Consider the following 16,441-nt stretch of genomic DNA (forward strand, 5'->3'; position numbering starts at 1 on the left):
TTCGATGTCGGTCGCAGGCAGCGGCCGCACGGTACACCTACTTGCCGCCGCCGTGCTCGCCGGCGCGGCGCTCGCGGCCCATGCCGCGCCGTCCGAAACGGTCCTGCTCCCCGGCGCCCCGCCGTCGCGCGTCGTCGACACGATCGGCAACGGCACGCCGCAGGTGACCGGCAAGGTCGACGCGGCGACCGCCCGCTTCGCGCCCGACCCGACGCTCGTCGCGCTCGGCCGCCGGATCTTCTTCGATCCGCGGCTGTCCGAGCCGCGCGGCATGTCGTGCGCGGGCTGCCACGATCCGGGGCGTGCATTCGCGCCGACGCTGTCGGCCGCTTCGCTCGCGGGGCCCGGCGTGCCGGAAGGCAGCCGCCACGGACGCTTCAGCCAGCGCAATGCGCCGTCGCTGCTCTACGTACGCTACGTGCCGCGCCGCCACTTCTACCAGGACGACGATGCGCCCGCGCCGTCGCCATTCGGCGGGCTCTTCAGCGACGGCCGCGCCGACACGCTCGCCGAACAGATCCGCGGGCCGCTGTTCGATCCGAACGAGATGAACAACCGGTCGCCGGCCGCGCTGCTGCGCAAGGTCGACGGCACCGAACTGGCGGGCGATCTGGCCGCGCGCTTCGGCGCGTCGGTGCGGCGCGATCCCGAGCAGCTGGTGCGCGCGCTGGGGTCGGCCGTCGAGGCCTATCTGCAGAGCGACGACATGGCGCCGTTCACCTCGCGCTTCGACGTATTCCTGCGCAACCGCAAGCCGCTCGCGCCGGCCGAGATGCGCGGTTTGGCGCTGTTCCGCAATCCCGACAAGGGCAACTGCATGAGCTGCCACACGCTGTCGGAGACGTCGAGCCGGCCGGAGCGCTCGCTCTTCACCGATTTCGGCTACGACGCGATCGCGGTGCCGCGCAATCGCGCGTTGCCCGCGAACCGCGATCCACGCCATTTCGACAACGGCCTGTGCGACACGGCCACGCGGCTGCGCTGGCCCGAGCCGACGCAATGGTGCGGCTACCTGCGCACGCCGGGGCTGCGCAACGTCGCGGTCAAGCAGACGTTCATGCACAACGGCGTATTCACGACGCTGCGCGATGCGGTCGCGTTCTACAACACGCGCTCGACCGACCCCGGCTACTGGTATCACGGCGCCAGAACGTTCGACGACGTGCCGGCCGCCTATCGCGGCAACATCAACGTCAATTCGACACCGATGAACCGCCGTCCGGGCACGCCGCCCGCGCTGACCGACGCGGAAATCGACGACATCGTCGCGTTCCTCGGCACGCTGACCGACGCGCGCTACGCGAATCTCGCCCCGGCCGCCCCGCCCGCCGCACCCGCGGCGCCTGCCGCCCGGAACACCGGATCCCCGGCCACCCGCCTCGCCGCGCCGGCGCGCTGACCCTGGCCGAATGGCCAGACGCATGCGCGCCGCTTGCGGCCGCCTCATATACTGGTTATATTTACAGTACTGTATTTATGAACAGTGAGGTGCGCGATGGAACATCTGGTCCGTATCGTCAACGACACCGATCGCCAAGTGCTGGCATGGCTGCGTGCGCAGGTCGGCGACGCCCGCGTCGAGCGCGCGGCGCGCCAGCTTGGGGCGACGCGCAAGCCCTTTCCGTCCGCGGTTTGCCGATACCTCGGCATGAGCGCGCCGGCCACGCTCCGCCAGGCGGAACGGCCGCGTGCCGCGCGCGACTTCTCCGTCGGTGATCGCTACCTGTCGCTGATCCGTCAGCACCTCGCCGCGCATACGGTCGGCCGATGAAATCGCCGAAATCGTATCGTCGGCGCGTGATGGCGCGGCGGCCGGCCGCGGTGAGCGCGGCGTGCCGGATCGGCCGGCCCGTGCCACCGTCACGACAGCCGAGCCCGGTCGCCGGCATCCCGGCCCGGCCGACAGCCGGCCCGCTTACGCAGCGGCCGCTGCGTCGCGTATCAGCTGGCCGAGCGTTTCGATGGCCGCTTCGTGAGCCGAGTCGAATACCCGCGTGCACGCAAGCCGGATATAGGCATCGAAGCGGTCGGAATTCGAGAAGATCGAGCCGGGCGCGATCCTTACCCCACGTGCCAGCGCCGCATCGAACAATGCTTCGGAACGCACGCCGTCCGGCAGCGCGATCCACAGCAGCATGCCGCCCGGCGGCCGGTTCATCCGCGTGCCGGCCGGAAAATGACGCGCGATCGCATCGATCGTCACGTCGCGCTGCACGCGAAGCTGTTCGCGAAACCGGTGCAGATGGCGATCGAACGCACCCGAGCCGACGAATTCGGCCGCGACGGCCTGCAGCAACGCGGCGTTGTGGCGGCTGTGCGCGAACTTGAGCATCTTCACGCGCGCGTGCCAGCGGCCCGCACTCATCCAGCCGAGCCGCATCCCCGGCGCCAGCACCTTGTTGAGCGACGGGCAGTAGATCACCGTGCCGTCGCGGTCCCATGCCTTCACGGGCTTCACCGCGTGCGGCGCTTCGACGAGTTCGCGATACGGCTCGTCCTCGATCACGGCCACGCCGCGGCGCGAGCACAGCTCGACCAGCGCGGCCTTGCGCTCGTCGGGCATCACGCTGCCGAGCGGGTTCTGCAGGTTCGGCACGACGACCACGGCCCGAATGTCCGGATATGCGGCCAGCGCCACGTCGAGCGCTTCGATCGACAGCCCGGTCGTCGGGCTGGCCGGAATCTCGAGCGCACGCAGGCCGAGGCTTTCGAGCAGCTGGATCAAGCCGAAAAAGGCCGGCGATTCGATCGCGATCGTGTCGCCGGGTCGCGCCACCGCGCGCAGCGCGAGATTCACCGCATCGACGCCACCGCTCGTCGACATCACGTCGTCCGGCGACACGGTCACGCCGTACGACAGCGCACGCTTGGCCATCGTCTGGCGGAATTCGGGCGAACCGCCAACCGGCCCCGCGTCGGTCAACAGCGTCGGCTTGCGCCGCAGCAGCCGGATCGCCAGCGCCTGCAGGCGCTCGGCCGGATACAACGTCGCCAGCGCGGACGCGCCGCCAAGATTCAACGCATCGGGAGCCGCGTTCGCGCGATCGATCACGCGCGACACGCGTTCGTGCAGCCCCGCGAACGGCGGCTCGACGCTCAGCGGCGGCCCGTCGCATTCCGGCAGCGTGTCGAGCGCGGCCGCCGCGCGCCGCCGCACGAAGTAGCCCGAGCGTGGCCTTGCTTCGCACCAGCCCGTATCCTCGAGCCGCCGGAACGCCTGGATCGCGGTCGACAGGCTCACGCCGTGCTGCGCCATGAATGCGCGCACCGACGGCATCCGGTCGCCGGGCGACAGCGTGCCGGCCGTGATGATGCGGCGGTAATGCTCGGCGAGTCGTTCGTACAGCGGCTCGCCGGCCATCGGCAAAGGCGTGCGGGGCGAGTCGGTGAGGGATGTCATGCGGGGCATCGTGCCCGCGCGCCCTGACGCACGCCAGATACAGATTCGGGGAAAACCCACCGATACAGCAGGCCAAAATCGCCGCCTGCACCGTAACAGATTCCCGTCCCCTGAATCTGTCCAGCCCGCGCGCGTTTCCCTAACCTGATTGCACGCTGTCGCCCCGCCGTCGCGGGGCTGCGCAACCGGGAAAAGGACTCGCCATGCGAACACAAGACATCCGGCTCGACGCCGGGCAAAGCCACTTTGCGTGGTTCGACAAGGGCAGCCAGGTCATCGTGCTCGACGGCGCGCTCGCAGTCACGTTGCGCCACGGCGGGCTCGACTGGCTGCCTGATGCGCCGCAATACGTCCGCCGCGTGCTCGACGAAGGCGAATGCCTGACGATCGAGACGGCCGGTCACGCGACGTTGACTGCCAGCGGTGCCGCCCCGGTCGACGCGACCCTTGCGGAACCTGCGGCCCGGGCCGGGGCGTTCGCCGCGTGGCGCGCGTGGGTACGCCGGGTGGCCGCGTGGCCATTCGGCGAGCGGCGTGTGCGCGAACAACTCTGACACGGTGGCTCGCGCTGCCGCCAGTATCGTCATGCAACCACCGTATCGCATCATCCGGCGACGAGCGTGATCTCGTCCAGCGCCCTCGCCGCGCCGGACCGGACCGACTCAACCGGGCCGATATCTCCGGCTACCGCACCTTCCGCGCACGCTCGATCCATTCGAACAATGCCATCCCGACCAGCATCGCGACGACGAACGCGATGCCCTTGACCGAGCCCAGACCGATCGACACGAGCGCCGGCCCCGGGCAGAACCCCGCAAGCCCCCAGCCGATGCCGAACACGGCACTCCCGGTGACGAGCCGCACGGTGATCGTCCGGGCGGCCGGCCACTGGATCGGCACCCCGAGCCACGACCGCGTGCGGCGCTTCGCCCAGGCGAACGCGAGCACGGCGACGCCGATCGCGCCGGCCATTACGAACGCGAGCGACGGATCCCAACGGCCAGCCAGGTCGAGAAAACCGAGCACCTTCCGCGGGTTGGCCATCCCCGACACGATGAGGCCGACGCTGAACAACAGCCCCGCCAGAAACGCGAATCCTGCCTGCATGTCAGCCTCCGAGCACGTGCCGGCGCACGAATACGGTCGCGAAGCCGGCGACCATGAACACCGCCGTCGCGACCATCGACCGCGTCGCGCCGCGCGACAGCCCGCAGACCCCGTGACCACTCGTGCATCCGCCCGCATAGCGCGTGCCGATCCCGACCAGCAGGCCGGCCGCCAGCAACTCACCCCAGCCAGCATCGACCTGCGGCGTCACGGCGGCACCGGCGATGCGCATCATCAGCGGCGCGGCGATCAACCCGGCGACGAATGCGGCGCGCCAGTCGCGCTCCGCGGCGCCGGCCGTGAACAGGCCGCCGACGATGCCGCTGATCCCGGCGATCCGCCCGTTGAACGCGACGAGCCACGCGGCCGCCAGCCCGATCAGCACGCCGCCGGCAAGCGACAGCCAGGGCGTGAAGTGAAGCGCATCAAGCTGCATGGCGCTTCCCCTTCGCGGCCGGGCCGCAGAACTGTTCGTACAACACGCCCATCACCGCGATCGCGGCCGGGCTGTCGAGCGAATAGTGGATGTTCTTGCCTTCGCGGCGCGTGCGGACGAGCGCGTTGTCCCGCAACACGCCGAGCTGCTGCGACAGCGTCGGCTGGCGAATATCCAGCCGCGCCTCGAGATCGCTCACGCAGCGTTCGCCCTGCGACAGTTCGCACAGCAGCAGCAACCGGTCTGGATTGGACAGCACCTTGAGCAGCGCGCACGCCGATTCGGCGGCTGCGCGCATCTGGTCGGGCTCGGGCAGCCCGGCGGAAGGATCGGTGTTCATGGGGACGGTGGCACACGATTAACGAATCAATATTATATCAACTTATATATTGTTGATTCGCACCATCGCCCGGCGTCATCAGAGGGCGCCGACGACCCGGCTCGAACCGGGTCGCCTCACCATGGCGCGTCAGGCGCCGTCTCAGGACACCGTGTCGTCCAGCATCAGCGTACCGACCCGTGCGGGCACGAGCGGCGTGCGCGGCACCGGCGGCGTCCAGCCGAACAGCGCCTGCGCGGCGGCACCGCACACGCGGCCCTGGCATGCGCCCATCCCGCAGCGCGTCTGCAGCTTCGCGGCCGTCCAGCCCGGCGCCGGCGCGACCGCGTCGAAGCGCACGTCCTCGCAACGGCACAGCAGCGTATCAGGCCGCGCGAGCCGGCGGATCGGCTCGCGGATCGCGAAGCGCTCGCGCACCGCGTCCGCGAATGCCTGCCAGTGCGCACGCCGCGCCACCAGCGCGGCCAGCGGCGCCACCTGCCCGGTGGCCGCGCAGCCGGCGATCTCGCCTTCGACCATCGCCAGTTCGCTGCCCCCGACACCCGTGCACTCGCCCGCGGCGAAATACCCGTCGCGGCTCGTGCGCTGGTGCGCGTCGACCACGACCGCGCCGTTCTCGATCCGGCAACCGAGATGGCTCGGCAGCACGGTGTTCGGCACGAGGCCGAAGCCGCACGCGAGCCGGTCGCAGTCGATGTCGAACTCGCGCTCGCCCTGCCGGATCCGCACACGTTCCAGCCGCTTGTCGCCGAACGCTTCGACGACGTATGCATTGGGCCGGTAGGCGGCCGTGACGAGCTTCGCGGCCTGCGCGAGTTTCGACGGCCAGCGCCACAGCCCTGCGCCGAAACCGGCCACGTCGCCCCATGCCGCCTGTTCGAGCACGTGCGACACCTGCGCGCCTGCCTGTCGCGCCGTTGCCGCGCTCGCGAGCAGCAGCGGGCCGCTGCCGGCGATCACCGTGCGCTGCCCGCGCACGTCGAGGCCGTACTTGATCAGCGCCTGCAGGCCGCCCGCGCCGGTGACACCCGGCAGCGTCCAGCCCGGAAACGGCAGCAGCAACTCACGCGCGCCGCAGCACACGATCAGCGTGCGGAATTCGAGCAGAAAGCCGCGCTCGTCGTCCTCGAGCAGCAACGTGCCCGGATGCGTTTCGGCGACGATGCGCGTGGCCGCGAGATGCGTGACGTTCGGCCGCCGCAGCACGGCAAGGCGTTCGGCGGCGGCCGCCACCGGCGTCGCGGCGGCGGCCTGGCGCCAGATCTGTCCGCCCGCGCGCGGGTTGTCGTCGACGATCGCGACCGTTGCGCCGCTTCGTGCGGCGGCCCGCGCGGCCGACAACCCGGCCGGGCCTGCGCCGACGATCGCGACGTCGACGCTCAGTCGTTCCTGTTTCATCGCGTGCGCTCCACCCGCATCCCGTCGCGGCACAGCGTCTGGCAGGCCAGACGACGGCGGCCGTCGATCGTCATCCTGCACTCCTGGCAGATGCCCATACCGCAAAACGGCGCACGCGCCGCACCCGTGCACGACACACGCGTCGTGTCGTCGCCGCTCGCCGCGACGGCAGCCGCGACGGTCGCACCGTCGGCCACCGTCAGCGCGCGGCCGTCCAGATGAATGATCATGTCAGCGCTCCGGCTACGGGGGACGTCGTCAGGAAACGTCCCGGCAAATACGGTTCGATATCGATCGGCGGCCGCTCGCCGGTCATCAACGCAGCGACGAGCCGCGCGCTGCCCGGCGCGGTCGTCACGCCGAGCCCTTCGTGCCCGACCGCGAGCCACACGCCCGGCCGCGCCGGATGTTCGCCGAGCAGCGGCAGGCCGTCGGGGCTCGCGGAACGAAAGCCCGTCCATGCGCGAATCCCGTTCAGGTCGGCCAGATCCGGCAGGTAGCCGGCCGCACGGCGCAGCATGCGCGCGAGCACCGGCGGCTCGACGCGCGCGTCTTCCGTGTCGAACTGGCGTGACGAGCCGATCAGCAGCTGGCCGGTCGGCCGCGGTTGCACATTGAACGCGACGGACGTGCCGTCGCTCGCGTGCGCGCTCGCCGCATAGCCGAGCTCGACGAGCTGGTGCGACACCTGGCCCGGGTAGCGGTCGGTGATCAGCAGATGGCCCTTCTTGGGGCGCAGCGGCAATTCGGGCAACAGTGTGCGCGCGGCGACGCCGTTCGCGACGACGACGCGTTCCGCGCGCAGCGTGTCGCCGCTCGCGAGCGTCACGCTCGGGCCGTCGACCGCCACCGCGCGGTCACGCCGCAACGTGATGCCCGGCGCGCGCTGCAACAGCCAGCTCGCGGCGACGGGCGCATAGAGAATCGCATCGCCCGGGATCTTCAGCGCGCCGCCGAGCCCCGCGCGCAGCATCGGCTCCAGCCGCGCGAGCGTCGCCGCGTCGATCAGCTCGCCCGCGACGCCGTGCGCGGCGAGTGTCGCCTGCTTGGTGCGCGCGAGGTCCATCTCGTTGGAATCGGCCGCGAGCCACAGCGTGCCGCAGTTGCGGTACGCGCAGCCTTCCGGCATGTCGCCGCTCAGCGCGCGCCACAGCTCGATCGAGTAATGGCTCAGCGCGAGTTCGGCCGCGTTGTCGTCCATCGCGACGAGGTGCCCCATGCCGGCGCCGGTCGCGCCGCCGCTCGCGTCGTCGACGACGAGCACGCGCAGCCCGCGCTGCGCGAGTTCATGCGCACATGCGGCACCGACGATGCCGGCGCCGATCACGACGACGTCGGTCCTGGCCTCGCTCACGACACGATGCCCCAGCCGAACGGATCGTCTTCCTCGATCAGCAACGTCGCTTCCGCGCTGAGATGCGCACTGCCGCGGATCGTCGGCACGATGCCGCCATCGGCCTGCGCATAGCTCGCCTGGAACACGCTGCCGATCACGCTCGCCTGCCGCCACACGACGCCCGGTTCGAGCTTGCCGTCGGCCGCGAGGCAGGCGAGCTTCGCGCTCGTGCCGGTGCCGCACGGCGAACGGTCGTACGCATGGCCCGGGCACAGCACGAAGCTGCGGCTGTCGTGCTCGGGATCGTCGGCGAACAGTTCGATATGGTCGATCTCGCCGCCGTTCGCGCCGGTGATGCCCGCGCGCTCGAGCCCTTCGCGCACGGCCGACGAATAGGCGGTCAGCGCCGCGACGTTGTCGCCGGCCACGCGCTGGCCGTGATCGCTGATCAGGAAGAACCAGTTGCCGCCCCACGCGATGTCGCCCTTCACGGGGCCGTAGCCCGGCACGTCGACGGTGACGGCCTTCGCATGGCGATACGCGAGCACGTTGCGCACGCTGACCGACAGGTCGTCGTGCAGCGTCGCCTCGACGGTGCCGACCGGCGTTTCGATCCGGTGCACGCCCGGCTCGATGCGGCCCATGTGATGCAGCGTGCGCACGACGCCGATCGTGCCGTGCCCGCACATCCCGAGGTAGCCGCTGTTGTTGAAGAAGATCACGCCGGCCGCAGCCTCCGGCGACACGGGTTCGCACAGCAACGCGCCGACCATCACATCGCTGCCGCGCGGCTCGAGAATGCACGCGGTGCGGTAGCGATCGTGCTCGCGCGCGAGCACGTCGCGGCGCTCGGCCATCGTGCCGTTGCCGAGCGAGGGGAAGCCGGACACGACGAGCCGCGTGGGTTCGCCGCCCGTGTGCGAATCGATGATCTGAATGCGCTTCATCATGAGCCGTCCGAAGTGGGGAAAGGAGCATAGCTTCCTCCGTCGCGCGTCCGTCCGCTTGTGGCTTTTCGATGAGGACGGCGACGAAATCGGCACAGTGCGGAACGCCTTCCGCGGCCCGTCCGGCCACTGTGCCGATTTCGTCATTCTGCTCCGCGATACGACTCAAGCGTGATGGGTGTTTGCACGGCGATACTGGTTGCACGTCGACGCGCCTGTCGCCGACCGAGATGAAGCGATACGTAGCAACAGGAAGCGATACGAAGCAGGAGATTGCAGTGAGCCGAAACGCCATCCCGCGGACCGAAGTTTTCCCCGCCCTCCGCAACCGGTTCGCACCGGACGCTTCCATCGCATTCGACGCCGCGCACCGCGCCGAACAGAACCGGGCGAACCGCTGAGCGACTTCCCCCCGGCGGTGCAACGGTTTCCCCCCGTCGCATCGCCACTTCCGGTCCGGCATGGCCCGCACGGGTCCGTTCGCCGCGGCGCCACCCCGCGCCGCGTATGAACGGCCGTCGGCCCGCCCGGTCGTTCGAACCGGTCGCACGCCGGCCGGCAGGTGTGTGCCGCTGCTCCGTCGGAGCGCGGCGCAACCCCACCTGCCCCGATATTTCCCAGGAGACAAACCCATGCCAGGCCAAGGCAACACACACCCTTCCGTCCCGCTTTCCCGTTCCGTGCCCGCCGACGGCGGTCACGGCAAGTTCAAGAAACAGCTGTCTCTGACCGACCTGACGTTCATCGGTCTCGGCGCGATCTTCGGTTCGGGGTGGCTGTTCGCCGCGAGTCACGTCTCGACGATCGCCGGCCCGGCCGGCATCTTCTCGTGGCTGCTCGGCGGCTTCTCGGTGCTGCTGCTGGGCATCGTCTACTGCGAGCTCGGCGCCGCGCTGCCGCGCGCGGGCGGCGTGGTCCGCTACCCGGTGTTCTCGCACGGCCCGCTGCTCGGCTACCTGATGGGCTTCATCACGCTGATCGCGTTCTCGAGCCTGATCGCGATCGAAGTGGTCGCCGCGCGCCAGTACGCGGCCGCGTGGTTCCCCGGCCTCACCAAGGCCGGCTCGAGCGACCCGACGACGCTCGGCTGGCTCGTGCAGGCAGGGCTGCTGTGCTTCTTCTTTTACCTGAACTATTCGAGCGTGAAGACGTTCGCGAAGGCGAACAACGTCATCAGCATCTTCAAGTTCATCGTGCCGCTGTCGGTAATCGCGGTGCTGTTCACGTTCTTCAAGCCCGCCAACCTGACCCTGCACGGCTTCGCGCCGTTCGGCATGCCGGGCATCGAGATGGCCGTGTCGGCCGGCGGGATCATTTTCGCGTACCTCGGCCTCACGCCGATCGTGTCGGTCGCAAGCGAAGTGCACAATCCGCAGCGCACGATTCCGATCGCGCTGATCCTGTCGATCCTGCTGTCGACGCTGATCTACGTGCTGCTGCAGCTCGCATTCATCGGCAGCATCCCGACCGACATGCTCGCCGCCGGCTGGCACGACGTGAGCAAGGCGTTCTCGCTGCCGTATCGCGACATCGCGCTTGCGCTCGGCGTGGGCTGGCTCGCGGTGATGGTCGTCGCCGACGCGATGATCTCGCCGAGCGGCTGCGGCAACATCTACATGAACGCGACGCCGCGCGTCGTCTACGGCTGGGCGAAGACGGGCACGTTCTTCAAGGTGTTCACGCGCGTCGACGAAGCGTCGGGCATCCCGCGCGCGGGCCTGTGGCTCACGTTCGGCCTCTCGATCTTCTGGACGATGCCGTTCCCGTCATGGGAAGCGCTGATCAACATCGTGTCGGCCGCGCTCGTGCTGAGCTACGCGGTCGCGCCCGTGTCGGTCGCCGCGCTGCGCCGCACCGCGCCCGACCTGCCGCGGCCGTTCCGCGCGGTGGCGTTCGGCATCACCGGCCCCGCGTCGTTCGTGATCGCCGCGCTGATCGTCTACTGGTCGGGCTGGGGCACCGTGTCCTGGCTGCTCGGCCTGCAGATCGTGATGTTCGTGATCTATCTCGCGTGCCGCCGATGGGTGCCGACCGCGCACCTGAGCATCGCCGAGCAGGTGCGTTCGTCCGCGTGGCTGATCGCGTTCTACGCGGCCATGATCGTGCTGTCGTACTTCGGCGGCTTCGGCGGCACGGGCCAGCTCGCGCATCCGTACGACACGGTCGTCGTCGCGGCCGTCGCGCTCGTCATCTTCTACTGGGGCGCCAACACCGGCATCCGTTCCGACAAGCTGCAGCTCGAAGACGACGAAGACTGACGCCCCCGCTTTCCCCTTTCCATTCCGGCCGGGCGCATCACGCCCGGCCCCGCATTTTCCGAGGAAAAATCATGCAACTCACAGGTCAGCTCCTGATCGGCCAGTCGGCCGTCGCCGGACAGAACGGCACCCTCCACGCGATCGCCGCCGCCACCGGCGAACCGCTCGACCCCGCGTTCGGCGGCGCGAGCCTGCACGACCTGGAGACGGCCTGCGCGCTCGCCGACGACGCATTCGACACATACCGCGAAACGCCTCCCGAGCAACGCGCCGGGTTTCTCGACGCGATCGGCCGCAACATCATGGCGCTCGGCGACGACCTGATCGAGCGCTGCGTCACCGAAACGGGCCTGCCGCGCGCACGCATCGAAGGCGAACGCGGCCGCACGGTCGGCCAGCTCGCGCTGTTCGCGTCGCTCGTGCGCGACGGCGGTTACGTCGACGCGCGCATCGACCCGGCCCGGCCGGACCGCAAGCCGCTGCCGCGGGTCGACCTGCGCCTGCGCAACGTCGCGATCGGGCCGGTCGCCGTGTTCGGCGCGTCGAACTTCCCGCTCGCGTTCTCGGTCGCGGGCGGCGATACCACCTCGGCACTCGCGGCCGGCTGCCCGGTGATCGTCAAGGCGCACTCCGCGCATCCGGGCACGTCCGAGCTCGTCGGCCGCGCGATCCAGCAAGCCGTGCGCGAATGCGGGCTGCCGGCCGGCGTGTTCTCGCTGCTGTTCGACGCGTCGCGCGAGATCGGCCAGGCGCTCGTCGCCGATCCGCGCATCAAGGCCGTCGGCTTCACCGGCTCGCGCCGCGGCGGCGTCGCGCTGATGAACATCGCGGCCGCGCGCCACGAGCCGATTCCGGTCTATGCGGAAATGAGCTCGATCAATCCGGTGCTGCTGTTCCCGGCCGCGCTCGCCGCGCGCCACGACACGATCGCGCCGCAGTTCGCCGCGTCGCTCGCGCTCGGCGCCGGCCAGTTCTGCACGAACCCGGGCCTCGTGCTCGCGGTCGACGGCCCCGCGCTGCGCGCGTTCGAAACCGCGGCGGCCTCCGCCGTGCAAGCGAGCGCCGCGCAGACGATGCTCACGCCGCACATCCACGCGAGCTATGCGCAAGGCGTGGCCGCCCTGCACGCGCACGACGCGGTCGAGCTGCTGGCGCAAGGTGCCGAAGGCGGCCGCTACCAGGCACGTGCTGCACTGTTCGCGACGTCGGCGGACGCGTTCATCGCGCATCCCGAACTGCGTGACGAGGTGTTCGGCCCCGCATCGCTGATCGTGCGCTGCCCGGATGCCGACACGCTGCACCGCGTGCTGAAGTCGCTCGAAGGCCAGCTGACGATCGCCGCGCATCTCGCCGACGGCGACGCCGCGCTGTTTGCCGCGCTGCGCCCGACGCTGGAGCGCAAGGCCGGCCGCATTCTCGTCAACGGCTTCGGCACGGGTGTCGAGGTCGGTCACGCGATGGTGCACGGCGGCCCGTTCCCGGCCACGTCCGACACGCGCACCACGTCGGTCGGTGCACGCGCGATCGAGCGTTTCCTCCGCCCTGTGTCGTACCAGGACGTGCCGGACGCGCTGCTGCCCGACGCCATCCGCACCGGCAACCCGCTGAACGTGCCGCAACGCATCGACGGCGTGCCCGCGCCGCGGGAAGCGCGCGATGTCTGAGCCGCTCGCCGAAGTCGTCCTGTCGCTCGATGAGGTCCACGCACTCGCGCTGCGGGTGCTGACACACAACGGGATGTCCGCCGCGCACGCGCAGGCGATCGCGAACGTGATCACCCAGGGCCAGCGCGACGAGTGCCACTCGCACGGCGTGTACCGGCTGCTCGTCTGCGTGCGCTCGCTGAAGAAGGGCAAGGTCGATCCGCAGGCCGTGCCGACGCTGCGCCGGCTGTCGTCGTCGATCGTCGCGGTCGACGCGCATCGCGGCTTCTCGCTGCTCAGCTTCGAAACCGGCCTGCCGGTGCTCGTCGAGATGGCGAAGCAGCACGGGATCGCGGCGATGGCGATCAACCACTGCTACCACTTCTCGGCGCTGTGGCCCGAGGTCGAGGCGATCGCCGCCGAGGGGCTGGTCGGCATCGCGATGAACCCGAGCCACAGCTGGGTCGCGCCGGAAGGCGGCCGCGAACCGGTGTTCGGCACGAACCCGATCGCGTTCGCGTGGCCGCGCCCGGACGGCGTGCCGTTCGTGTTCGACTTCGCGACCAGCGCGATCGCGCGCGGCGACATCGAGCTGCACGCGAAACAGGGCAAGGCGATCCCGCCGCACTGGGCGATCGATGCCGACGGCCAGCCGACCACCGATCCGAAGGCCGCGCTGCAGGGCGCGATGCGCACCTTCGGCGGCCACAAGGGCTCGGCGCTGGCGGCCATGGTCGAGCTGCTCGGCGGCGCGCTGATCGGCGACATGACGAGCCGGGAGTCGATGGACTTCGACGAAGGCGTCGGCGCGACGCCGTGCCATGGAGAGCTCGTGATCGCGTTCGACCCGAAGGTGTTCCTCGGCGACGAACTCGACGCGGGCCTCGCGCGCGGCGAGCGGATGTTCGCGTCGATCGCCGGGCAAGGCGCGCGGCTACCGTCGCAGCGGCGCTTCGACGCCCGCGCTCGCAGCATCGCGCACGGCGTGCGGATTCCGAAGGCGCTGTACGACGAAATCCTGACGCTGCTCGACTGACGCGATCGCGTCGCTGGGCGGCGGCTTCATCGCCGGTAGAACAGGTGATGAAGCCGCCGCTGGTTCCGCCGCCGATTCCGCCACTGGTTCCGACGCTGGTTCCGTCGCCGGATTCCATCGCCCAGTTCCGCCGCCCGATTCGTCGCCCGGTTCGTCGCCCGGTTCGTCGCCCGATTCGCCGCTCGATTCCGCCGACGGTTGCACCGGCAAGGCCCCGCGCCCCTGGTGTGCGCCCTGCCCGGCGCACCGCCCGCGCCGTTCGCCCGCTCCCGCCCGCGCCGCACGCCCGGCGGGTGTGGGATAATCGCCCAGTTTGCCCAGGGCGCAGCTCAAGAGGTTGTTCGCACGGGCGCGCGAGAGGCCTTCAATCCCGTGCCTCCACCCTTTTCCGCGATATTTCTTCAGCCATCACAATGCCCACATACCGTTCCAAAACCTCCACCGCCGGCCGCAACATGGCAGGTGCGCGCTCGCTGTGGCGCGCCACCGGCATGAAAGACGACGATTTCTCGAAGCCGATCATCGCGGTCGTCAACTCGTTCACGCAGTTCGTGCCCGGGCACGTGCACCTGAAGGATCTCGGCCAGCTCGTCGCGCGCGAGATCGAAGCCGCCGGCGGCGTCGCGAAGGAATTCAACACGATCGCGGTCGACGACGGCATCGCGATGGGCCATGACGGCATGCTCTATTCGCTGCCGAGCCGCGACATCATCGCCGACTCCGTCGAATACATGGTGAACGCGCACTGCGCGGACGCGATGGTGTGCATCTCGAACTGCGACAAGATCACGCCGGGGATGCTGATGGCCGCGATGCGCCTCAACATTCCGGTGATCTTCGTGTCGGGCGGCCCGATGGAAGCCGGCAAGACGCGTCTCGCAAACCCGGTCACCAAGACCGTCGAACTGAAGAAGCTCGACCTCGTCGACGCGATGGTGATCGCGGCCGACCCGGCGTATTCGGATGCCGACGTCGCCGAAGTCGAACGCTCGGCCTGCCCGACCTGCGGTTCGTGCTCGGGCATGTTCACCGCGAACTCGATGAACTGCCTGACCGAAGCGCTCGGCCTGTCGCTGCCCGGCAATGGCACGGTCGTCGCGACGCACGCCGATCGCGAGCAGCTGTTCAAGCGCGCCGGCCGCCGCATCGTCGAGCTGACCCGCCAGCACTACGAGCAGGACGACATGCGCGCGCTGCCGCGCTCGGTCGGCTTCAAGGCGTTCGAGAACGCCATGACGCTCGACATCGCGATGGGCGGCTCGACCAACACGATCCTGCACCTGCTGGCGATCGCGCAGGAAGCCGGCATCGACTTCACGATGAAGGACATCGATCGCCTGTCGCGCATCGTGCCGCAGCTGTGCAAGGTCGCGCCGAACACGAACAAGTACCACATCGAGGACGTGCACCGCGCGGGCGGCATCATGGCGATCCTCGGCGAGCTCGACCGCGCCGGCAAGCTGCACACCGACGTGCCGACGGTGCACGCGCCGACGCTGAAGGATGCGCTCGACCAGTGGGATATCGTCCGCACCGACGACGCGGCAGTCCGCACGTTCTACCAGGCCGGCCCGGCCGGGATCCCGACGCAGGTCGCGTTCAGCCAGGACACGCGCTGGCCGAGCCTCGACCTCGACCGCGCCGAAGGCTGCATCCGCTCGTACGAGCATGCGTTCTCGAAGGAGGGCGGCCTGGCCGTGCTGACCGGCAACATCGCGCTCGACGGCTGCGTGGTGAAGACGGCCGGCGTCGACGAAAGCATCCTCGTGTTCGAGGGCTCGGCCCACGTCACCGAATCGCAGGACGAAGCGGTCGAGAACATCCTGAACGACAAGGTCAAGGCCGGCGACGTGGTGATCGTGCGCTACGAAGGCCCGAAGGGCGGCCCCGGCATGCAGGAAATGCTCTACCCGACGAGCTACATCAAGTCGAAGGGCCTCGGCAAGGCATGCGCGCTGCTGACGGACGGCCGTTTCTCGGGCGGCACGTCGGGCCTGTCGATCGGTCACTGCTCGCCGGAAGCGGCAGCGGGCGGCGCGATCGGCCTCGTGCGCGACGGCGACAAGATCCGCATCGACATCCCGAACCGCACGATCGACGTGCTGGTGTCGGACGAGGAACTCGCGCGTCGCCGCGAAGAGCAGAACGCGAAGGGCTGGAAGCCGGTGCAACCGCGTCCGCGCAAGGTGTCCGCGGCGCTGAAGGCCTATGCGAAGCTGGTGATGTCGGCCGACAAGGGTGCCGTGCGCGACCTGTCGCTGCTGGAAGACTGACGCCGGGCAGCGGGCCGCGCGAACGGCCCGCCCGTGTGATCCAGAAGCCGCTCTCCGGAGCGGCTTTTTTTCATCCGGCGCCAGCCGGGGGCTGCGGCACCGGCGCCTTCAGTCGATCAACGACGGAACTCGTCCCTGCTGCCCCCGCCGCCACCACCGCCACCACCACCGTGGTCCCCGCCCCCACCTTGCGGCCGACCGCCGTAACCGCCGCCGCCCTGATGCGTCGGAGGCACCACCCGGACCGCGCCACCGCTCGGTGCGGGC

At 69.9% G+C, this 16,441-nt stretch carries 15 protein-coding genes; 7 read left to right on the top strand and 8 right to left on the bottom strand.

Annotation, left to right across the window (positions count from 1 at the left end; all coding sequences use genetic code 11):
- Nucleotides 1-4: 4 nt before the first annotated feature.
- Entirely contained in the window at nucleotides 5-1,399 is a 1,395-nt protein-coding gene (locus tag F3J14_RS19970; protein WP_166724488.1) for a cytochrome c peroxidase, read from the top strand.
- Between the two features lie 96 nt (nucleotides 1,400-1,495).
- Nucleotides 1,496-1,771, top strand: coding sequence for a hypothetical protein (locus F3J14_RS19975; protein ID WP_105788335.1), 276 nt, complete (start codon nucleotides 1,496-1,498; stop codon nucleotides 1,769-1,771).
- Nucleotides 1,772-1,915: 144 nt separating this feature from the next.
- Here the strand turns inward: F3J14_RS19975 and F3J14_RS19980 are convergent, their stop codons facing one another.
- Nucleotides 1,916-3,400 carry a PLP-dependent aminotransferase family protein gene (locus F3J14_RS19980; RefSeq protein ID WP_211080372.1) on the bottom strand — a complete coding sequence of 495 codons (1,485 nt, stop codon included), beginning with the start codon at nucleotides 3,398-3,400 and terminating at the stop codon, nucleotides 1,916-1,918.
- Between the two features lie 203 nt (nucleotides 3,401-3,603).
- Here F3J14_RS19980 and F3J14_RS19985 point away from each other — a divergent pair, with 203 nt between their 5' ends.
- Nucleotides 3,604-3,954 (top strand): hypothetical protein, encoded by a 351-nt coding sequence (locus F3J14_RS19985; protein WP_166724490.1) that lies wholly within the window; start codon nucleotides 3,604-3,606, stop codon nucleotides 3,952-3,954.
- A 130-nt stretch (nucleotides 3,955-4,084) separates the two neighbouring features.
- Here F3J14_RS19985 and F3J14_RS19990 read toward each other — a convergent pair whose 3' ends face one another.
- From F3J14_RS19990 to F3J14_RS20020, 7 genes are all read right to left on the bottom strand, one after another.
- Complete coding sequence (locus tag F3J14_RS19990; protein WP_166724491.1) at nucleotides 4,085-4,507, bottom strand: DUF6691 family protein; 423 nt, start codon at nucleotides 4,505-4,507, stop codon at nucleotides 4,085-4,087.
- Between the two features lies 1 nt (nucleotide 4,508).
- Complete coding sequence (locus F3J14_RS19995) at nucleotides 4,509-4,943, bottom strand: YeeE/YedE family protein (protein ID WP_166724492.1); 435 nt, start codon at nucleotides 4,941-4,943, stop codon at nucleotides 4,509-4,511.
- A complete protein-coding gene (locus F3J14_RS20000) occupies nucleotides 4,933-5,283 on the bottom strand; it encodes a metalloregulator ArsR/SmtB family transcription factor (protein ID WP_006751221.1) in 351 nt (116 codons plus the stop codon). Before F3J14_RS20000 ends, F3J14_RS19995 begins: the two co-directional genes overlap by 11 nt.
- A 141-nt stretch (nucleotides 5,284-5,424) precedes the next feature.
- Complete coding sequence (locus tag F3J14_RS20005; RefSeq protein ID WP_166724493.1) at nucleotides 5,425-6,681, bottom strand: FAD/NAD(P)-binding oxidoreductase; 1,257 nt, start codon at nucleotides 6,679-6,681, stop codon at nucleotides 5,425-5,427.
- A complete protein-coding gene (locus F3J14_RS20010; protein WP_011658575.1) occupies nucleotides 6,678-6,911 on the bottom strand; it encodes a 2Fe-2S iron-sulfur cluster-binding protein in 234 nt (77 codons plus the stop codon). Before F3J14_RS20010 ends, F3J14_RS20005 begins: the two co-directional genes overlap by 4 nt.
- Nucleotides 6,908-8,035: an FAD-dependent oxidoreductase gene (locus F3J14_RS20015; protein WP_166724494.1), complete on the bottom strand. Its 1,128-nt coding sequence runs from the start codon at nucleotides 8,033-8,035 to the stop codon at nucleotides 6,908-6,910. The genes F3J14_RS20010 and F3J14_RS20015 overlap by 4 nt, the downstream gene beginning before the upstream one ends.
- Nucleotides 8,032-8,964 carry a 4-hydroxyproline epimerase gene (locus tag F3J14_RS20020; RefSeq protein WP_211080373.1) on the bottom strand — a complete coding sequence of 311 codons (933 nt, stop codon included), beginning with the start codon at nucleotides 8,962-8,964 and terminating at the stop codon, nucleotides 8,032-8,034. The genes F3J14_RS20015 and F3J14_RS20020 overlap by 4 nt, the downstream gene beginning before the upstream one ends.
- 632 nt (nucleotides 8,965-9,596) lie before the next feature.
- Between F3J14_RS20020 and F3J14_RS20025 the strand changes: the two genes are divergently transcribed.
- The 4 genes from F3J14_RS20025 (at nucleotide 9,597) to ilvD (ending at nucleotide 16,174) form a co-directional block, all read left to right on the top strand.
- Complete coding sequence (locus F3J14_RS20025; RefSeq protein ID WP_166724496.1) at nucleotides 9,597-11,222, top strand: APC family permease; 1,626 nt, start codon at nucleotides 9,597-9,599, stop codon at nucleotides 11,220-11,222.
- A gap of 71 nt (nucleotides 11,223-11,293) precedes the next feature.
- Nucleotides 11,294-12,886, top strand: a complete 1,593-nt coding sequence (locus tag F3J14_RS20030; protein WP_166724497.1) for an aldehyde dehydrogenase (NADP(+)) — start codon at nucleotides 11,294-11,296, stop codon at nucleotides 12,884-12,886.
- Nucleotides 12,879-13,901 (top strand): Ldh family oxidoreductase, encoded by a 1,023-nt coding sequence (locus F3J14_RS20035; RefSeq protein WP_166724498.1) that lies wholly within the window; start codon nucleotides 12,879-12,881, stop codon nucleotides 13,899-13,901. Before F3J14_RS20030 ends, F3J14_RS20035 begins: the two co-directional genes overlap by 8 nt.
- Before the next feature lie 413 nt (nucleotides 13,902-14,314).
- Nucleotides 14,315-16,174 carry a dihydroxy-acid dehydratase gene (gene ilvD / locus F3J14_RS20040; RefSeq protein WP_166724499.1) on the top strand — a complete coding sequence of 620 codons (1,860 nt, stop codon included), beginning with the start codon at nucleotides 14,315-14,317 and terminating at the stop codon, nucleotides 16,172-16,174.
- Nucleotides 16,175-16,441: the final 267 nt, after the last annotated feature.

It is taken from the genome of Burkholderia sp. Tr-862, from assembly GCF_011753085.1.
GTDB lineage: Bacteria > Pseudomonadota > Gammaproteobacteria > Burkholderiales > Burkholderiaceae > Burkholderia > Burkholderia ambifaria.

Coding starts and splice junctions, on each gene's coding strand:
- F3J14_RS20030 (WP_166724497.1), top strand. CDS start 11,294: ATGCAACTCACAGGTCAGCTCCTGATCGGCCAGTCGGCCGTCGCCGGA.
- F3J14_RS20025 (WP_166724496.1), top strand. CDS start 9,597: ATGCCAGGCCAAGGCAACACACACCCTTCCGTCCCGCTTTCCCGTTCC.
- F3J14_RS20010 (WP_011658575.1), bottom strand. CDS start 6,911: ATGATCATTCATCTGGACGGCCGCGCGCTGACGGTGGCCGACGGTGCG.
- ilvD (WP_166724499.1), top strand. CDS start 14,315: ATGCCCACATACCGTTCCAAAACCTCCACCGCCGGCCGCAACATGGCA.
- F3J14_RS19985 (WP_166724490.1), top strand. CDS start 3,604: ATGCGAACACAAGACATCCGGCTCGACGCCGGGCAAAGCCACTTTGCG.
- F3J14_RS19975 (WP_105788335.1), top strand. CDS start 1,496: ATGGAACATCTGGTCCGTATCGTCAACGACACCGATCGCCAAGTGCTG.
- F3J14_RS19970 (WP_166724488.1), top strand. CDS start 5: ATGTCGGTCGCAGGCAGCGGCCGCACGGTACACCTACTTGCCGCCGCC.
- F3J14_RS19995 (WP_166724492.1), bottom strand. CDS start 4,943: ATGCAGCTTGATGCGCTTCACTTCACGCCCTGGCTGTCGCTTGCCGGC.
- F3J14_RS20020 (WP_211080373.1), bottom strand. CDS start 8,964: ATGAAGCGCATTCAGATCATCGATTCGCACACGGGCGGCGAACCCACG.
- F3J14_RS20035 (WP_166724498.1), top strand. CDS start 12,879: ATGTCTGAGCCGCTCGCCGAAGTCGTCCTGTCGCTCGATGAGGTCCAC.
- F3J14_RS20000 (WP_006751221.1), bottom strand. CDS start 5,283: ATGAACACCGATCCTTCCGCCGGGCTGCCCGAGCCCGACCAGATGCGC.
- F3J14_RS19990 (WP_166724491.1), bottom strand. CDS start 4,507: ATGCAGGCAGGATTCGCGTTTCTGGCGGGGCTGTTGTTCAGCGTCGGC.
- F3J14_RS19980 (WP_211080372.1), bottom strand. CDS start 3,400: ATGACATCCCTCACCGACTCGCCCCGCACGCCTTTGCCGATGGCCGGC.
- F3J14_RS20005 (WP_166724493.1), bottom strand. CDS start 6,681: ATGAAACAGGAACGACTGAGCGTCGACGTCGCGATCGTCGGCGCAGGC.